Here is an 18,867-nt window from a genome sequence, read left to right as displayed (position 1 = left end):
CGTGGCGGTGTCAGTTCCTGGCGGGGAGGTACGGCTGGTTCGACGGCAGGCCGATGTCGCCGGGGAGCAGGGCGCCCACCCAGCAGTCGCGGAGCGTGGCCTTGTTCAGGAGGGCGCCCCGGAGTGTGCCCTCGACGGTGAAGCCCGCCCTTTCCACCACCGCGCGTGAGCCCGTGTTGCCGACCTCGGCGCGCCATTCGAGGCGGGTGCAGCCCAGGTCGGTGAAGGCCCACCTGGCCAGGGCGAGGACGATCTCCGTCATATAGCCGCTGCCGCGGTGCTCCTTCGCCGTCCAGAAGCCGACCTCCCAGGCGCCCGAGCGCGGGTGGTGCAGGCTGGCGGCGGCGATCAGCGGGCCACCGCCCCGGGGACGTACAGCGAAGGTGTACTCCGTGTCGTAGCGCCAGCCGTCCGGCACCATGCGCGCGATGAAGCCCTCGGCGTCCGTGCGCGCGTAGGGCGAGGGGATCGTGGTCCAGCGCTGGATTTCGGCGTCCTGGCAGGCTTCGTACGTCTCGTCGGTGTCGGCGGGCGTGAAGGTGCGCAGGCTCAGGCGTTCGGTGGTGACGGTGACGGGCTCCATCCGGTGATTCTCCGGGGGCGGGGGAGCGGGGGCCAGTGCTTTTCGCCGACCTTTCGGTCGCTATTTCGCCGAGCGCTGAGTGGCACGGTGGTCGAGTGTTGATCGGCACGGTTTTCGGCCGCGGGTCGGGCGCGGATCGGCCGCGGGTCGGCCGCGGGTCGGGCCGCGGATCGGCACAATTCGCCGAGCGCTGATCGGCACAACCCGGCACCTTCCAGGCCCTCCGTCCGTTGACGTATCGGCAGACCTCCCGGCGCGGCCCGCTCCTCGCTTACGATGGCCGTTGCCCTATGAGTAAACCGACCATGCCAGGCCCGACCGGCAAGGAGACCAACCCTCGTGTCCGTCCTCTCGAAGATCATGCGTGCAGGCGAAGGCAAGATCCTGCGCAAGCTGCACCGCATCGCGGACCAGGTCAACTCCATCGAAGAGGACTTCGTCAGCCTCTCCGACGCCGAGCTGCGCGCGCTGACCGAGGAGTACAAGGAGCGTTACGCCGACGGCGAGACCCTTGACGACCTCCTCCCCGAAGCATTCGCCACGGTGCGTGAGGCCGCCAAGCGCGTCCTCGGCCAGCGGCATTACGACGTCCAGATGATGGGCGGCGCCGCGCTGCACCTCGGTTATGTGGCCGAGATGAAGACCGGTGAGGGCAAGACGCTCGTCGGCACCCTTCCCGCGTACCTCAACGCCCTTTCGGGCAAGGGCGTGCACCTGATCACGGTCAATGACTATCTGGCCGAACGCGACTCCGAGATGATGGGCCGCGTCCACAAGTTCCTCGGTCTGTCCGTCGGCTGCATCATCGCCAACATGACCCCGGCACAGCGCCGAGAGCAGTACGCGAGCGACATCACGTACGGCACGAACAACGAGTTCGGATTCGACTACCTGCGCGACAACATGGCGTGGGCGAAGGACGAACTGGTGCAGCGCGGCCACAACTTCGCGATCGTCGACGAGGTCGACTCGATCCTGGTGGACGAGGCGCGTACGCCGCTGATCATCTCCGGCCCCGCCGACCAGGCCACCAAGTGGTACGGCGACTTCGCCAAGTTGGTCACCCGCCTCACCAAGGGTGAGCCCGGCAACCCCCTCAAGGGCATCGAGGAGACCGGGGACTACGAGGTCGACGAGAAGAAGCGCACCGTCGCCATCCACGAGTCCGGTGTCTCCAAGGTCGAGGACTGGCTGGGCATCGACAACCTGTACGAGTCGGTGAACACGCCGCTCGTGGGTTACCTGAACAACGCCATCAAGGCCAAGGAACTCTTCAAGAACGACAAGGACTACGTCGTCATCGACGGCGAAGTCATGATCGTCGACGAGCACACCGGCCGTATCCTCGCCGGCCGCCGCTACAACGAAGGCATGCACCAGGCGATCGAGGCGAAGGAAGGGGTGGACATCAAGGACGAGAACCAGACCCTGGCGACCATCACCCTTCAGAACTTCTTCCGCCTCTACAAGCGCCATGACCACGAGGGCAAGGAAGTCTCCGGCCTCTGCGGCATGACCGGTACGGCCATGACCGAGGCCGCCGAGTTCCACCAGATCTACAAGCTGGGCGTCGTGCCGATCCCGACGAACCGGCCCATGGTCCGCGCCGACCAGTCGGACCTGATCTACCGCACCGAGGTCGCGAAGTTCGCCGCCGTCGTCGACGACATCGCCGAGAAGCACGAGCAGGGCCAGCCGATCCTGGTCGGCACGACCTCCGTGGAGAAGTCGGAGTACCTCTCCCAGCAGCTCTCCAAGCGCGGCGTCCAGCACGAAGTGCTCAACGCGAAGCAGCACGACCGTGAGGCGCCGATCATCGCCCAGGCCGGTCGCAAGGGCGCCGTCACCGTCGCCACGAACATGGCCGGACGAGGCACCGACATCAAGCTCGGCGGCAACCCCGACGACCTCGCCGAGGCGGAGCTGCGCCAGCGCGGCCTCGACCCGGTCGAGCACGTCGAGGAGTGGGCCGCCGCGCTGCCCGCCGCCATGGAGAAGGCCGAGCGGGCCGTCAAGGCGGAGTTCGAGGAGGTCGTGGACCTCGGCGGGCTCTACGTCCTCGGTACGGAGCGGCACGAGTCGCGGCGTATCGACAACCAGCTGCGCGGTCGTTCCGGCCGTCAGGGTGACCCGGGCGAGTCCCGGTTCTACCTTTCGCTGGGGGATGACTTGATGCGGCTCTTCAAGGCGCAGATGGTCGAGCGCGTGATGGCCATGGCGAATGTTCCCGATGATGTGCCGATCGAGAACAAGATGGTGACGCGCGCGATCGCGTCCGCCCAGTCGCAGGTCGAGCAGCAGAACTTCGAGACCCGTAAGAACGTCCTGAAGTACGACGAGGTCCTCAACCGCCAGCGCGAGGTCATCTACGGAGAGCGCCGCCGCGTCCTGGAGGGCGAGAACCTTCAGGACCAGGTCACGCACTTCATGGACGACACGATCGACGCGTACATCGCGGCCGAGACCGCGGAGGGCTTCGCCGAGGAGTGGGACGTCGACCGGCTGTGGGGCGCCTTCAAGCAGCTCTACCCGGTGAAGGTCACCATCGAGGAGCTGGAGGAGGACGCGGGTGACCGCGCGGGTCTGACCGCCGAGTTCATCTCCGACTCCATCAAGGACGACATCCACGAGCAGTACGAGGCGCGTGAGGAGTCGCTCGGCTCCGAGATCATGCGGGAGCTCGAGCGGCGGGTTGTTCTTTCGGTGCTCGACCGTAAGTGGCGCGAGCACCTTTACGAGATGGACTACCTCCAGGAGGGCATCGGCCTCCGTGCCATGGCGCAGAAGGACCCGCTGGTCGAGTACCAGCGTGAGGGCTTCGACATGTTCAACGCCATGATGGACGGCATCAAGGAAGAGTCCGTCGGCTACCTGTTCAACCTGGAGGTCCAGGTCGAGCAGCAGGTCGAGGAAGTTCCTGTGTCGGATGCTGTGGAAGCGGGGGCCGGCGCCGGGGCTTCGCTGGACAAGAAGGATGCTGTTCCTGCCGGGGGCGGTCGTCCGGAGATCCGGGCCAAGGGGCTTGATGCTCCGCAGCGGCCGGACCGGCTGCACTTCCAGGCGCCGAATGCCGAGGGCGGGGTCGACGAGGGTGACTTCGAGACCGAGGACGCGGGGGTTCGGTCCGAGTCGGACGGGATGACTCGGGCGGAGCGGCGGAAGGCTCAGAAGGGTGGGCGTCGCCGTAAGAAGTAGCGGCTTGACGCTGTAAGCAGTAGTGCTGGGGGCCGGGCGCCGTGGGGTGCTCGGCCCCTTTGCGTTGTCATGCGGTGGTGCTCGCCCTCGCTGCCGCGTTGTCAGGTGCGGTTCCTACCTCTACCGCCGTGCAGCGCCACCTCTCGTCCGCGCCCAGGGCCATGCGGAATGCCAGGGCCCGGAGCGTGGGGCCGGTGCCGATCCTCGCGAACACCTCGTAGACGCCGGGGCGTGGCTCGTAGTGGCCGATCCGGTGGACCGTGGGGCGGCGGCCGTTCACGGTCAGGGGCGTGCGCTCGGCCAGGCGGGCCAGGTCGTCGAAGGCCGTGTGGGTGATGTGAGGGGCTGCCCAGTGGACCGGCTTCTGGCCGCTGAGGACCAGGAGCAGACGTTCCGTGAAGAGCTCTGTGGGGTGTGGTGGGGGCTGGGGCGGGGTCCTGAGGGGGCGTGTGGCGGCTGTGGGGCGGCGGGGGTCCCTGCGGTTCGGTGGGCGGGTGGTGGTGGCTGTGGGCGTGGTTGTGGACGTGGACGTGGGCCTGGACGTGGTCGTGGACGTGTACGTGGTCGTGGTCGTTGGGCGTGTGCGGGGCCTGGTCATCACCTTGTGCATGTCGCCTCCGGCGTTGGTGTCCCGGTTCGGGGTGTCCCGGTTCGGGGTGTCCCTGGTTCTCGGTGGTACCGGTACCGGGGAGTAACTTCCGTCGGAGATCTTTTACGGTGGTGGGGGCTGGGGGTGCAAGGGCCTGGCGGCCTTGGGGGTGGGGGTTGGGAGAGTCACCTATCCGGGTGACTGGTCGGGTGGGGTGGCTTGTCGTTGCTGGGGTGTACCGGGTGAAGGGGTAGTGCGGCGGTGACGGGGGTGGTGGGTGTGGGGCGCAGCTCGAAGGGGGACTCCCGCGCGTATTCTGGGGGCTTCTTGCCCTGCGGGTTTTCTGTGCTTCCGAATGTGAAAGCGGGCCGTCATGCGCGTCTACGTTCCCCTGACCCTGAGCGGCCTCGCTGAGGCGTACAAGGCGGGCGAGCTGGGGCCGGGGGCCGCCTATGCCGTGACGCCCGCGTTGCGTGAGTGGTACGCCTCGGATGACATCGAGGAGCTGGAGTACGCCGCGCTGAACCGGGCCGCGTTTGCTTCGCTGCGGCTTGTTGCCGGGGATCCGGGGGTGGCTCGGCGGCGGGTTGTGCTGGCTGCGGATGTGCCGGACGAGGGGGTGGAGCCGGGGTCGGGGTCGGCGTCGGCGTCGGAGCTCGGGGAGGTGCGGGTCGCGAGGGTGCTGGGGCTGAAGAAGGTCGCGGCTGTGCATGTGGATGCGGAGGACGCTGTGGGGGATGTCGCTGCCGCGGTGGGTGTTCTGGGGGCTGCGGATCAGGGGGACGATGATGCGTGGTTCGCTGGTGGTGGGGTTGAGGATCGTGAGTTGTTGTGGTTCGCGACTCAGGAGATTGCTGGGTTGATCGGCTGAAGTTGCTGGTCGATCGGCTGAAGTTCCCTGGCCGTCTGTGGGTGGGGATGCCTGCGGCGCCTGTCCCGGTTGGGTGGGGGCTTGTGTAGCGGCTTCGGTTTGATTGGGCAGCGGGGCCGCGCCGGTATGTCCGTCCTCGCCATCACGGTCTGAGCGTCGGGCTTCTTCGGTTCTGGAGTTCTGGGAACCGTGCTCCGGGCGGAAATACCGGCACGTCCCCGCGCGTACGTTGCCGACAGCGGGTGCGTCACGGGCCGAGCCCCACTGGGAACCGTGCTCCGGGTGGAAATACCGGCACGTCCCCGCGCGTACGTTGCCGACAGCGGGTGCGTCACGGGCCGAGTCCCACTGGGAACCGTGTTCCGGGTGGAAATACCGGCGCGTCCCCGCGCGTCCGTTGCCGACAGCGGGTGCGTCACGGGCCGAGCCCCCACTGGGGCCGTGCCTCCGGGCAGGCGGAGTGCGGGGCGGCATTGTGCGTGGAGAGTTGTTCGGGTGGGCGTAGCCGGGTGGGGGGCGCGGGTACCGTTTTGGTATGGAGACGCAGCGCGGGGCGCACATCGTGTGGGACTGGAACGGGACGCTCCTGCATGACATTCATGCCGTGATCGAGTCGACGAACGCCTCGTTCGCGGAGATCGGGCTCGAGCCGATCACTCTTGAGCGGTATCGCGATCTGTATTGCGTGCCCATTCCGCTGTTCTACGAGCGGCTGATGGGGCGGCTGCCCACGGATGAGGAGTGGCGGGTCATGGACGCCGTGTTCCATAAGCACTACTGGGCACGGGCCGAGGCTTGTGTGCTTGCTGATGGTGCCGCTGAGTTGCTCGCGGAGCGGCGGGCCAAGGGGCGTACGCAGTCGTTGCTCTCGCTCGCGCCGCATGAGCATCTGCTGCCGATCGTGCGGCGGCACGGGATAGAAGAGCACTTCGTGCGGATCGACGGGCGTATGGATACGTCGCACGCGGGCAAGGCCGAGCGGATGGTGTTGCATCTCGCCGCTCTGGACGGGGTTGCCGCTGAGCGTGCCGTCGTCATCGGTGACGCTCTTGATGATGCTGTGGCCGCCGCGCATGTGGGGGCGCGGGCCGTGCTCTATACCGGGGGGTCGCACAGCAGGGGCAGCCTGGAGGAAGCCGGTGTTCCCGTCGTCGACAGTCTCGCGGAGGCCGTGGCGACGGCGGAGCGGCTGGCCGCTTAGGTGATGCCTGCCCTCGCCGACGAGGGCAGGCACCGCGTGTGCCGCTTTTCGGCGGGCCCATGGCAGGTGCGGGGGGAGCTGACCACATACCGTCCGGCGCCCACCGCCCGGCTCGGCCGGGAGGCGCACGGGGAACAGCCTGGCGGTTCTTGTGCGGTACGGCATCGGTATGGGGCCGGGGCCGTATACGTAATTCTGGGGGTGGGCGCCGGTCGGTATACGTACGGCCTATGTCGCTGGTGCCTTCGCTCGCAGCACCGTCAGGAACTCCCGCATCCAGCCCGAGTGGTCCGGCCAGGCGCGGGCCGAGACCAGTGTGCCGTCGACCACCACCTCCGCGTCCTGGAACGTCGCGCCCGCCGTCTGCATGTCCAGTTCCAGGGCCGGGTACGCCGTGACCCTGCGGCCGCTCAGGCCGCCGATCGCCGCCGTCAGGAGCGGGCCGTGGCAGATCTGGGCCACCGGCTTGTCCGAGTCGAAGAAGGCCTTGAGGATCTTGCGGAGCTCGGGGTCGTTGCGCAGGTACTCCGGGGCCCGGCCGCCCGGGATCACCAGAGCGGCGTACTGGCCGGGATCCACTTCGGAGAAGGCCAGGTCCGCGGGCCAGGTGTAGCCCGGCTTCTCCGTGTACGTGTCGAAACCCGGCTCGAAGTCGTGCACCACGAACCGCAGCTTCTTGCGGGCGGGGGCCGCGATGTGGACGTCGTAGCCCTCCTCGCGCAGCCGCTGGAACGGGTAGAGGACTTCGAGTGACTCCGCAGCGTCACCGGTCACTATCAGGATCTTGGCTGCCATCGGTGCTCCCCAATCGTGGGCGCTGTCCGTTCCGCTCAACGTGCATCCGCACGTCCGGTTTGCCAAGGGGGCCCATCGCCGACAGGTGGCGCGAAAGTCTCTGTGCAGAGTGTCAAAGTTCCACCCCTGCTTTTGTACACATACGGCTCATGACGACTCCCGGGTGGAGGGCGATAGCCTTGACCCGTGATCAGCGCGATAGCCCGCGGGGGCGTGTACGCCCCCGCCCTGCGCCCGGGGAACACGGAGGACATCCGTGCCCGGAGCGTCGCTGACGCTTCTTCGCGGTGCGGCCAGCCAACTCTTCCCAGCCATCGGTCAGCGAAACCGCTGAAAATGGCGGGTAACCGCCCGCTCATCTCTCACCGCGGCATAACGTCGACTTCGACCGGAGACCCCGCGTCGTGGCGTTACGTCGGATCACTTCCTTCTACGTCACGCAACGGCGCGCGACAGGAGTCAGAGGACAATGCAGACCAAGCTGGACGAAGCCAAAGCCGAGCTGCTCACACGGGCCGCCCGCGTAGCTGAGAACAGCCCGGTCGGTGGCCGCCTACCGAATGGGGCACCGACCGGGTCGAAGGGTGAGAAGGCCGACCAGGACACGGCCCTCGCCTTTCTCCAGCGCTACTACCTGCACACCGCCCCGGAGGACCTCGCCGACCGCGACCCGGTCGACGTCTTCGGAGCAGCTTTCTCCCACTACCGGTTGGCCGAGAATCGCCCGCAGGGCACGGCCAACGTCCGTGTGCACACCCCGACCGTCGAGGAGAACGGCTGGACATGCAGCCACTCCGTCGTCGAGGTGGTCACGGACGACATGCCTTTCCTTGTCGACTCGGTCACCAATGAGCTCTCGCGGCAGGGGCGCGGCATCCATGTCGTCATCCACCCCCAGGTCGTCGTACGACGGGATCTGACCGGCAAGCTGCTCGAGGTCCTCACCGACGACCCGGGTACGGAGCGTCCGCACGATGCTGTGACCGAGTCCTGGATCCACGTCGAGATGGACCGCGAGACCGACCGTGCGGACCTGAAGCAGATCAGCGTCGATCTGCTCCGGATCCTCTCCGACGTACGCGAGACGGTCGAGGACTGGGAGAAGATGCGCGATGCCGCGCTGCGCATCGCCGATGAGCTGCCCACCGAGCCGACCGCGGACGACCTGCGCGACCAGGAGGTCGAGGAGGCCCGCGAGCTGCTTCGCTGGCTCGCCGAAAACCACTTCACGTTCCTCGGCTTCCGTGAGTACACGCTGACGGACGACGACTCGCTCGCCGCGGTGCCCGGCACCGGCCTCGGTATCCTGCGCGCCGACCCGCAGCACGACGGGGAGGAGGACCATCCGGTCAGCCCCTCCTTCAGCCGGCTGCCCGCGGACGCGCGCGCCAAGGCACGTGAGCACAAGTTGCTCGTTCTGACCAAGGCCAACAGCCGTGCCACCGTGCACCGGCCCAGCTACCTCGACTACGTCGGCGTGAAGAAGTTCGACGCCGACGGCAACGTCATCGGTGAGCGCCGCTTCCTCGGGCTCTTCTCGTCCGCCGCCTACACCGAGTCCGTGCGCCGCGTGCCGGTCATCCGCCGCAAGGTCGCCGAGGTCCTGAAGGGCGCGGGCTTCTCGCCCAACAGCCACGACGGCCGCGACCTGCTCCAGATCCTCGAGACGTACCCGCGCGACGAGCTCTTCCAGACGCCCGCCGACGAGCTGCGTTCGATCGTGACGAGCGTCCTCTACCTCCAGGAGCGCCGCAGGCTGCGGCTCTACCTGCGCAAGGACGAGTACGGCCGCTACTACTCCGCCCTCGTCTACCTGCCCCGCGACCGCTACACCACCGGCGTCCGCCTGCGGATCATCGACATCCTCAAGGAGGAGCTCGGCGGCACCAGCGTCGACTTCACCGCCTGGAACACCGAGTCGATCCTCTCCCGGCTGCACTTCGTGGTCCGCGTCGCGCCGGGCGGCGGGCTTCCGCAGCTCACCGACGCCGACACCGACCGCATCGAGGCGCGCCTCGTGGAGGCCGCCCGCTCCTGGGCCGACGGCTTCGCCGAGGCGCTGACCGCCGAGTGCGGCGAGGAGCGCGCCGCCGAGCTGCTCCGCCGCTACGCGGGCTCCTTCCCCGAGGGCTACAAGGCCGACCACACGCCGCGCGCGGCCGTCGCCGACCTGGTGCACCTGGAGCAGCTGAAGCACGGCCGCGAGGACTTCGCGCTCAGCCTGTACGAGCCGGTGGGCGCCGCTCCCGGCGAGCGCCGCTTCAAGATCTACCGCACCGGCGCCCAGGTCTCCCTCTCCGCGGTCCTGCCGGTCCTCCAGCGCCTCGGCGTCGAGGTCACCGACGAGCGTCCTTACGAGCTGCGCTGCACGGACCGTACGAACGCCTGGATCTACGACTTCGGCCTTCGGCTGCCCAAGTCCGAGAACGGCAACGGCGACTATCTCGGCGACGACGGCCGCGAGCGCTTCCAGGAGGCCTTCGCCGCCGGCTGGACGGGCGAGGCCGAGGTCGACGGCTTCAACTCGCTCGTCCTGCGGGCCGGACTCAACTGGCGCCAGGCGATGGTGCTCCGCGCCTACGCGAAGTACCTGCGCCAGGCGGGCTCCACCTTCAGCCAGGACTACATGGAGGACACCCTCCGCAACAACGTCCACACCACCCGGCTGCTCATCTCGCTCTTCGAGGCGCGGATGTCCCCGGACCGCCAGCGCGCCGGGACCGAGCTGACCGACGGCCTCCTCGAGGAGCTGGACGGCGCGCTCGACCAGGTCGCGTCGCTGGACGAGGACCGGATCCTGCGGTCCTTCCTCACTGTCATCAAGGCGACGCTGCGTACGAACTTCTTCCAGGAGGCGGAAGGCGGCAAGCCGCACAGCTACGTCTCCATGAAGTTCGACCCGCAGGCCATCCCCGACCTTCCCGCGCCGCGTCCGGCGTACGAGATCTGGGTGTACTCGCCGCGTGTCGAAGGCGTGCACCTGCGCTTCGGCAAGGTCGCGCGAGGCGGGCTGCGCTGGTCCGACCGGCGTGAGGACTTCCGTACGGAGATCCTCGGCCTGGTCAAGGCGCAGATGGTGAAGAACACCGTCATCGTGCCCGTCGGCGCCAAGGGCGGCTTCGTCGCCAAGCAGCTGCCCGACCCGTCCGTGGACCGCGACGCGTGGCTGGCCGAGGGCGTGGCCTGCTACAAGACGTTCATCTCGGCGCTGCTCGACATCACCGACAACCTCGTCGCCGGTGAGGTCGTGCCGCCCGCCGACGTCGTGCGCCACGACGAGGACGACACATACCTCGTGGTCGCTGCCGACAAGGGCACGGCGACCTTCTCGGACATCGCGAACGAGGTCGCCCAGTCCTACAACTTCTGGCTCGGTGACGCCTTCGCCTCCGGCGGCTCCGCGGGCTACGACCACAAGGGCATGGGCATCACCGCCCGCGGCGCCTGGGAGTCCGTCAAGCGGCACTTCCGGGAGCTCGGCACCGACACCCAGACCGAGGACTTCACGGTCGTGGGTGTGGGGGACATGAGTGGTGACGTGTTCGGCAACGGAATGCTGCTCAGTGAGCACATCCGGCTCGTCGCCGCGTTCGACCACCGGCACATCGTCATCGACCCCAGGCCGGACGCCGAGACGTCGTACGCCGAGCGCCGCCGCCTCTTCGAGCTGCCGCGCAGCTCCTGGGCGGACTACAACAAGGAGCTGCTCTCCGCGGGCGGCGGGATCTTCCCGCGCAGCGCCAAGGCGATCCAGCTGAACGCCCACATCCGCGAGGCGCTCGGCATCGAGACGGGCGTTGCCAAGATGACCCCGGCCGACCTCATGAAGGCGATCCTCCAGGCGCCGGTCGACCTGCTGTGGAACGGCGGCATCGGTACGTACGTGAAGTCGTCCGCCGAGTCGAACAGCGACGTCGGCGACAAGGCGAACGACTCGATCCGCGTCAATGGCGCCGATCTGCGCGTCAAGGTCGTGGGGGAGGGCGGAAACCTCGGGCTGACCCAGTTGGGGCGCATCGAATTCGCGCGGGCCGGTGGGCACATCAACACCGACGCCATCGACAACAGCGCGGGCGTGGACACCTCCGACCACGAGGTGAACATCAAGATCCTGCTCAACGCGGTCGTCGCGAACGGCGACATGACCGTCAAGCAGCGCAACAAGTTCCTCGCCGCGATGACGGACGAGGTCGGGACCCTGGTCCTGCGCAACAACTACGCGCAGAACACCGCCCTGTCGAACGCGGTCATCCAGTCCCCGTCCCTCCTCCACGCCCACCAGCGCTTCATGCGCAGGCTCGGCAAGCAGGGGCATCTGGACCGGGGTCTGGAGTTCCTGCCCACCGACCGGCAGATCCGTGAGCTGCTCAACTCCGGGCGCGGGCTCAGCCAGCCCGAGCTCGCCGTCCTCATGGCGTACACGAAGATCACGGCCGCCGACGAGCTGATCCAGACGACGCTCCCGGACGACGACTACCTCCGTCGTCTGCTGCACGCGTACTTCCCCGAGGCGCTGCGCGAGAAGTTCCCCGAGCAGGTCGACGGGCACGCGCTGCGGCGCGAGATCATCACCACGGTCCTGGTCAACGACACGGTGAACACGGGCGGTTCGACCTTCCTGCACCGCCTCCGTGAGGAGACGGGCGCCTCGCTCGAGGAGATCGTGCGGGCGCAGCTCGCGGCCCGCGAGATCTTCGGGCTCGGCAAGGTCTGGGACGCGGTCGAGGCGCTCGACAACGTGGTGGCGGCCGATGTGCAGACCCGCGTACGGCTGCACTCGCGCCGTCTCGTCGAGCGCGGGACGCGCTGGCTGCTCAACAACCGGCCGCAGCCGCTCCAGCTCGCCGAGACGATCGACTTCTTCAGCGAGGGTGTCGCCGCGGTCTGGACCGAGCTGCCGAAGCTGCTTCGCGGCTCCGACCAGGAGTGGTACCAGAACATCCGTGACGAGCTCGCGGGCGCGGGCGTCCCCGACGAACTCGCCCAGCGCGTCGCCGGGTTCTCCTCCGCCTTCCCGTCGCTCGACATCGTGGCGATCGCCGACCGGATGGACAAGGAGCCGATGGCCGTCGCCGAGGTCTACTACGACCTCGCCGACCGGCTGCGGATCACCCAGCTCATGGACCGCATCATCGAGCTGCCGCGGGCCGACCGCTGGCAGTCGATGGCGCGCGCGTCGATCCGCGAGGACCTGTACGCGGCCCATGCCGCCCTGACGGCCGACGTGCTGGCCGCCGGGAACGGTGAGGACACTCCCGAGCAGCGCTTCAAGGCCTGGGAGGAGAAGAACGCGGCGATCCTGAGCCGGTCGCGGACGACCCTTGACGAGATCCAGAGCTCGGACGCGTTCGACCTGGCGAACCTGTCGGTCGCGATGCGGACGATGAGGACGCTGTTGCGTACGCACTCGTAGTACGCACTCGTAGTACGCACTCGTAGTACGCACTCGTAGTACGTCTGGTCGTACGTCGATGGGGGCGCCCCGAGCCGGTTGGCTCGGGGCGCCCCCATTCGCGTATCCGGACTAGGCCGATCACACCCCCCTGAAGCGCGCCAATCGGGCATTAGCGATAATTAGTAGGATGGGCCGGTATTCGGCTGGACGGTATTCGACTGGAGGGGACGGACACATGGGAGCGCTGGTCTCCGTAGTAGTGATCGTCTACAACGACGCCGAGCGGCTGCCCGCCGCCGTCCGGTCGGTGCTCGACCAGACGCTGCACGGCGTCGAGGTCGTCATCGTCGACGACTGCAGCACGGACAGCTCGTACGAGACGGCCCAGCGGTTCGCCGCCGAGGACCCCGAGCGGGTGCGGGTCTACCAGCTGCCGGAGAACAGCGGGGGGTGCGGTGAGCCCCGCAATGTGGGCATCGGTCACACCGTCGGCAGCCATGTGATGTTCCTCGACAGCGACGACGTCCTGGAGCGCAATGCCTGCCGGAACCTCCTCGAAGCCGCCGAGCGCGACGGCTCCGACATCGTCGCCGGGCTCTGCGTACGGGTGCACATGGATACGCGCAACAAGAAGCGCGACCAGTGGTACCCCTGGCTCTACGAGCGGACCCGCACCCTGGAGTCCGTCGACGAGCTGACCGACCTGACCGAACTGACCGACCTGTTCGTCTGGGACACGCTCTCCACGAACAAGCTCTACCGGCGCGACTTCCTCGTCGAGAACGGCCTCCGCTTCCTCAAGGGGATGTTCTACGAGGACCTGATGTTCATCGCCGAGGCCTACCTCGCGGCCGGGCGCATCACGCTCATCCCGAACCAGGTCTACTTCTGGCACGTCTACGAACGCGGCGCCGTGAAGTCGGTGAGCAACCGCCGTCACGAGATGGTCAACTTCCAGCACCGCATGGAGATCCACCGCCGGATCGACGCCCTGCTCGCCGCACGCGGACTCGACGAGCTGCGACTCGCCAAGGACATCAAGTTCCTCAAGCACGACCTGGTGCTCCACCTGCGAGACCTGCCGTTCCGTGACGCCTCCTACCGGCAGGAGTTCGCGGGACTCGCCCGCGACTATCTCGCTGGGCTCGACCACGCCGCGTACGACGAGGTGCAGCCCATCCAGGCGATCTGCGCCTACCTCCTGGAGCAGGGCGACTGGGACAACCTGCTGCCCGCCGTCGACACCCTCACCAACCGCGACAAGATCTCGTCGCCGCTGGCCGAGCGGGACGGGCGCGTGTACTGGTGCGCCGAGCACCTCGACGACCCGGTCGGTCGGCAGGCCCTCGACGTGACCGCGCTCGGCTATCACAGCAAGCGCCTCGACCAGATGTTCCTGCGCAATGTACTGACCGGGTACGAGGAGTCGGCGGGGACGGTGCGCATGGCGGGCCGCGTCACCAACCCGCTGGGCATCGTGCGCCCGGACGCCGTGCTCACCGCCGAGCTGGAGTTCAGCGCGCGGCGGCGCAGCCTCCAGTCCTTCCGTTTTCCCGTGTCCGAGGTGCGGTACGAGGGAGAGACCATCGCCTGGGAGGCCTCCGTCGACCTCGCGCGGCGGCTGCGTCCGCTCGGGATCGTCGACGAGGTGTGGGACGTACGCCTACATCTCACCGCCGACGGTGTGCGGACGAAGACGCGGCTCACCGCGTGCACTCCGGGGCTCGCCGAGGGGCTGCTTCCGGTGCGGCCCCGGCTGACCCGTCTTGTCGCCGATCACCTGGAGCCCGAGGTCTCGCGGCGCGGGCACCTCGCGTTCCGGCTCGTCACCCTTGACGCGACGAGCGGCCGGGTGCAGGACCGGATCCAGGGTCTGGTGGCGCGCGGCACGCACGGAATGCCGGGGCGGCTCGCCAAGTCCGGCTTCCGCAGGGCGAAGAAGCTGCGCAAGGACGTCACATCCGGGCCGAGCAGACTGCGCGTGTACGACGAGGTGTTCAGCCGCCTGCCGGTCAAGAAGGGCACGGTCGTCTTCGAGAGCCACCTCGGCAAGCAGTACAGCGACAGCCCCCGTGCCATCTACGAGGAGATGCGCCGCCAGGGTCTCGACTTCGACGCCGTGTGGTCCTACGCGGGGAGTCCGGAGGGCTTCCCCGAGGACGCGACGCTGGTGCGGCGCTGGTCGCTGCCCTATCTCCGGGCCCTCGCGCAGGCCGAGTTCTGGGTCGACAACCAGAGCTACCCGCTCAAGCTCACCAAGCGTCCCCAGACGACGTACATCCAGACCTGGCACGGCTCCGCCCTCAAGCGCATGGGCTTCGACGAGCCGGCCTGGAAGCTGCGGAGCAAGCCGCAGCAGGAGGAGCAGCAGCGGGTACTCGACCGCTTCGACCGCTTCCTGATCCGCTCCGAGCACGATGTGCGGACGTTGGCGAAAGCCCTGCGCCTCAAGGAGAAGGTGCTGCTCCGGGTCGGCTATCCGCGCAACGACGCCCTGGTGCGGGCCAAGCGGGCCGAGGACGCGAGCGGTGTGCGGGAACGCGGGGCACTGGCAGGCGAGTTGGGCATCCCGGACGGCAAGCGGGTGCTGCTGTACGCGCCGACCTTCCGGCGGCACGGCGGGCGGTACGGGCGCTTTGAACTGCCCTTCGACGTGGAGCGTTTCGCGGAGGAGTTCGGCGACAAGTATGTGCTGCTCGTGCGCTCGCACTATCTGAATCATGTGGTGCTCCCGCCGTCGGTGCGGGGCCGCGTCATCGACGTCTCCGCGCACCACGACGTCACCCCGCTCTATCAGCTCGCCGACGCGATGATCACCGACTACTCGTCCGTGATGTTCGACTACGCGCTCCTGGACCGGCCGATGCTGTTCTTCACGTACGACTATGAGGAGTACGTCCATGAGGGGCGCGGGACGTACTTCGACCTGCGGGAGCGGGCTCCCGGCCCGGTGGTCGACACCGAGGAGGAGCTGTTCGGGGCGGTGAAGGCGCTGGACGAGCAGGCTCTCGGGTACGGGGCGGCGCGGGGGCGGTTCGTCGCCGAGTTCGGTGAGTACGACCGGGGGGATGCGGCCAGGAGTGTCGTCGAGCAGTTCTTCTCGCACTGGAGCGGCAAGTGAGTCAGGCAGCGGAGCGGACGCGGGACATCTTCTTCGTCTCCAACAGCGTCAACGAGCTGGGCGGGGTCACCAGTTGGTCCCACCAGATGGCTCGCCTCTTCGTCGAGCGCGGCCACCGGGTGCACGTCATCGGCATCACCGAGCCGGGCGTCCCGCAGGACATCGGCGACATCGGCACAGGCCTGCCGTACCCCACCACGACGCTCTATGCCGAACACCCGCCGCGCGTCGGCCCCGTGCGCGGCATCAAGGGCCGGCTCAACGTGGCCGAGCACCGGCAGCGCGCGCGGCGCGCGGAGGGTATGCGCGAGCGGGCGGCCGAGCTGACCGCGCTCTTCGCGAAGGCCGGGCCCGGAGCCGTGGTCATCGTGACGCAGGTGTGGGCGATGGAGTGGGTCGAACTCGCCGACACGGACGGCCTGTTGGTGATCGGCATGAGCCATGAGTCGTTCGCCTACTCGCGGGCTTCCTCACGCGGTGGCCGTGTGCGCAAGCACTACGAGGGCGCCGACCGGATGCTCGCCCTGACCCGCGAGGACGCCGACCTGTGGATCAGGCAGGGCCTGAACAACGCGTCCTTCATGCCGAACCCGCTGCCCTTCATGCCCGAAGTGCCCTCGCGACGCACCGAGAAGGTCGTCACCAGCATCGGCCGCCTGCACGACCAGAAGGGCATCGACATGCTCCTCGACACCTGGGCGGAGGTCGCGCCGCTGCACCCGGACTGGACGCTGCGGATCTACGGCTCCGGCGAGGACGAGGAGATCCTCAAGAAGCAGTGCACCTCGCTCGGCCTCGACGACTCCGTGGAGTGGATGGGGCGGACGAGCGATGTGCCGGGGGCGCTGCGGGGCGGCTCGGTGTTCGTGCAGTCGTCGCGGGGCGAGGGCTTCCCGCTCGCGCTGATGGAGGCCATGGCCACGGCGGTGCCGTGCGCTGCCTTCGACTGCGCGCCGGGCGTGCACGAGATCGTCCAGGACGGGGTGGACGGGCTGCTCGCGCGGCTCGGGAACACGGGTGAACTGGCGCGCAGGCTGGACACGTTGATGTCCGACAAGGAGCTGCGGGACCGGATGGGGGAGCTGGCCAGGGTGAACATCCAGCGCTATACGACGGGTGAGGTCGTGCGGCGCTGGGAGGATCTTTTCCTCTTCCTGGAGCGGTAGGGCGCGTTCCTGGAGCGGTAGGTAGGGCGCGGCGGCTTGGTTACTTCTTGCCGCCCGTGAACTGCTCGTACTCCTTGAGTACGTCCTCCGTCGGGCCGTCCATGCGCAGCTCGCCGTGCTCCAGCCAGAGCACGCGCTCGCAGGTGTCGCGGATCGACTTGTTGTTGTGGCTGACCAGGAAGACCGTGCCCGCGCGCTTGCGCAGCTCGCGGATGCGGGCCTCCGAGCGCTTCTGGAACGAGCGGTCACCGGTCGCCAGGGCCTCGTCGATGAGGAGTACGTCGTGGTCCTTGGCGGAGCCGATCGAGAAGCGGAGGCGTGCCGCCATGCCGGAGGAGTACGTACGCATGGGGAGCGTGATGAAGTCGCCCTTCTCGTTGATGCCGGAGAAGTCGACGATGTCCTGGTAGCGCTCCTGGACCTGCTCGCGGGACATGCCCATCGCGAGGCCGCCGAGGCGGACGTTGCGCTCGCCGGTGAGGTCGTTCATCAGGGCCGCGTTCACGCCGAGGAGCGAGGGCTGGCCGTCGGTGAAGATGCGGCCGTTCTCGACGGGCAGGAGTCCCGCGACGGCCTTCAGGAGGGTGGACTTGCCCGAGCCGTTCGTGCCGATCAGGCCGATGGCTTCGCCCTTGTGGGCGGTGAAGGAGACCTTCTTGACGGCGTGCACTTTGCGTACGCCGGATACCTCGTCGCTCCCCTCGCTCCCCTCGCTTCCCTTGCCGCGCTTGAGGATGCGGCCGAGCGCGGCGGTCGCGCTGCCGCGGCCCGCGGGGGAGCCCGCGCCGTGGACCCGGTAGACGATGTCGACGTGGTCGACGATGACGGTGGGGGCGTTGTAGTTCTTGTCGTTCCTGTGGTTCCTGTGGTTCCTGTCGTTCCTGGTGTCAGCCACGGCCGTACGTCTCCTCTGCCTTCCAGAAGTAGATGAACCCGCCGACTCCGGCCAGCACCGCCCAGCCGATGGCCCAGGCCCACACGTGGTGCGGGAGCTGGCTCGCGTGGAAACTGTCGATCAGTGCGAAGCGCATCAGGTCGATGTAGACCGCGGCGGGATTGCACTCCAGGAGAACCTGGAGCGCGTGCGGCAGGTGCTTGTCCTTCAGGATCGCGTCGAGGCTCCACATCACCCCGGACGCGTACATCCACGTGCGCAGCACGAACGGCATCAGCTGCGCGATGTCCGGCGTGCTGCTGCCGAGGCGGGCCATCACGAGGGCGAGGCCCGTATTGAACGTGAACTGCAGTGTCAGGACCGGGATGACCAGGAGCCAGGACATGGCCGGGGGCACGCCGAAGCAGAGCAGGATCACGACGAGCGCGCACATGGAGAAGAGGAGCTGCTGGAGCTGTTGCAGGCAGTACGAGATCGGCAGCGCGGCCCGTGGAAAGTGCAGGGCACGCACCAGGCCGAGGCTGCCCGCGATGGCGCGGGTGCCCGCCATCACCGAGCTCTGCGTGAACGTGAAGATGAAGACGCCGGTGACCAGGAACGGGACGTAGTCCGGGACGGCGCGCTTGGTGTTCATCAGGACGCCGAAGATGAAGTAGTAGACCGCCGCGTTCAGGAGCGGGGTCATCACCTGCCAGACCTGGCCGAGCTTCGCCTGGCTGTACTGGGCCGTCAGCTTGGCGGTCGCGAAGGCGGTGATGAAGTGGCGGCGCTGCCACAGCTGCCGTACGTAGGCGGGGAGTGTGGGGCGGGCGCCGCTGACGGTCAGGCCGTACTGAGCGGCGAGCTCGGCGGGGTCGGGGCCGGGGGTGCCGGGGGTGCCGACCGCGGTGCGGGGCGGTGCGTCGAGGGCCTGACTCACATCCGCTGCTTTCACTCGGGAGTCATGGGGTGCGTCCGGCGGGAACATCCGGAGCGTCTATTACGTCGGGACGGACCCGTATCGTCGTCACGTCGAGAGTAGAGGGATGCGACGTCGGAACGCAACCGTATCGTCGT

11 protein-coding genes are annotated in these 18,867 nt (G+C 68.1%); 6 read left to right on the top strand and 5 right to left on the bottom strand.

The genetic code is table 11. The annotated features are described in order from the left end of the window. Positions 1 to 10: 10 nt before the first annotated feature. Entirely contained in the window at positions 11 to 583 is a 573-nt protein-coding gene (locus ACGFSB_RS37220; protein WP_393408967.1) for a GNAT family N-acetyltransferase, read from the bottom strand. A gap of 339 nt (positions 584 to 922) precedes the next feature. Between ACGFSB_RS37220 and secA the strand changes: the two genes are divergently transcribed. Continuing rightward, on the top strand, positions 923 to 3,778 hold the full coding sequence (secA, locus tag ACGFSB_RS37215) for a preprotein translocase subunit SecA (protein WP_393408964.1): 2,856 nt from the start codon (positions 923 to 925) through the stop codon (positions 3,776 to 3,778). Positions 3,779 to 3,845: 67 nt separating this feature from the next. Here the strand turns inward: secA and ACGFSB_RS37210 are convergent, their stop codons facing one another. Beyond that, entirely contained in the window at positions 3,846 to 4,388 is a 543-nt protein-coding gene (locus ACGFSB_RS37210; protein WP_393408962.1) for an Rv3235 family protein, read from the bottom strand. A gap of 352 nt (positions 4,389 to 4,740) precedes the next feature. Between ACGFSB_RS37210 and ACGFSB_RS37205 the strand changes: the two genes are divergently transcribed. Continuing rightward, positions 4,741 to 5,238 (top strand): DUF6912 family protein, encoded by a 498-nt coding sequence (locus ACGFSB_RS37205; RefSeq protein ID WP_393408960.1) that lies wholly within the window; start codon positions 4,741 to 4,743, stop codon positions 5,236 to 5,238. A gap of 535 nt (positions 5,239 to 5,773) precedes the next feature. After that, positions 5,774 to 6,439 carry an HAD family hydrolase gene (locus tag ACGFSB_RS37200; RefSeq protein WP_393408957.1) on the top strand — a complete coding sequence of 222 codons (666 nt, stop codon included), beginning with the start codon at positions 5,774 to 5,776 and terminating at the stop codon, positions 6,437 to 6,439. 228 nt (positions 6,440 to 6,667) lie between these two features. On the opposite strand, the gene ACGFSB_RS37195 is transcribed toward ACGFSB_RS37200, so the two are convergent. Next, positions 6,668 to 7,234 carry a DJ-1/PfpI family protein gene (locus ACGFSB_RS37195; RefSeq protein ID WP_393408955.1) on the bottom strand — a complete coding sequence of 189 codons (567 nt, stop codon included), beginning with the start codon at positions 7,232 to 7,234 and terminating at the stop codon, positions 6,668 to 6,670. A gap of 469 nt (positions 7,235 to 7,703) precedes the next feature. Here ACGFSB_RS37195 and ACGFSB_RS37190 point away from each other — a divergent pair, with 469 nt between their 5' ends. The 3 genes from ACGFSB_RS37190 (at position 7,704) to ACGFSB_RS37180 (ending at position 16,916) form a co-directional block, all read left to right on the top strand. Beyond that, on the top strand, positions 7,704 to 12,647 hold the full coding sequence (locus ACGFSB_RS37190) for an NAD-glutamate dehydrogenase (protein WP_393408953.1): 4,944 nt from the start codon (positions 7,704 to 7,706) through the stop codon (positions 12,645 to 12,647). A gap of 217 nt (positions 12,648 to 12,864) precedes the next feature. Then, positions 12,865 to 15,750: a CDP-glycerol glycerophosphotransferase family protein gene (locus ACGFSB_RS37185; RefSeq protein WP_393408951.1), complete on the top strand. Its 2,886-nt coding sequence runs from the start codon at positions 12,865 to 12,867 to the stop codon at positions 15,748 to 15,750. Then, positions 15,747 to 16,916, top strand: coding sequence for a glycosyltransferase (locus tag ACGFSB_RS37180; protein ID WP_393408948.1), 1,170 nt, complete (start codon positions 15,747 to 15,749; stop codon positions 16,914 to 16,916). Before ACGFSB_RS37185 ends, ACGFSB_RS37180 begins: the two co-directional genes overlap by 4 nt. A gap of 40 nt (positions 16,917 to 16,956) precedes the next feature. Here the strand turns inward: ACGFSB_RS37180 and ACGFSB_RS37175 are convergent, their stop codons facing one another. Both ACGFSB_RS37175 and ACGFSB_RS37170 read right to left on the bottom strand, forming a co-directional pair. After that, on the bottom strand, positions 16,957 to 17,811 hold the full coding sequence (locus ACGFSB_RS37175; RefSeq protein WP_393408946.1) for an ABC transporter ATP-binding protein: 855 nt from the start codon (positions 17,809 to 17,811) through the stop codon (positions 16,957 to 16,959). Further along, on the bottom strand, positions 17,804 to 18,730 hold the full coding sequence (locus ACGFSB_RS37170; RefSeq protein WP_393408944.1) for an ABC transporter permease: 927 nt from the start codon (positions 18,728 to 18,730) through the stop codon (positions 17,804 to 17,806). Before ACGFSB_RS37170 ends, ACGFSB_RS37175 begins: the two co-directional genes overlap by 8 nt. Between the last annotated feature and the right edge of the window lie 137 nt (positions 18,731 to 18,867).

Source organism: Streptomyces sp. NPDC048441 (assembly GCF_043200235.1).
In the GTDB taxonomy this organism is placed as follows: Bacteria; Actinomycetota; Actinomycetes; order Streptomycetales; family Streptomycetaceae; genus Streptomyces.
The sequence above is the reverse complement of the archived record's forward strand: the minus strand, read 5'-3'. Positions and strand labels throughout refer to the sequence as shown.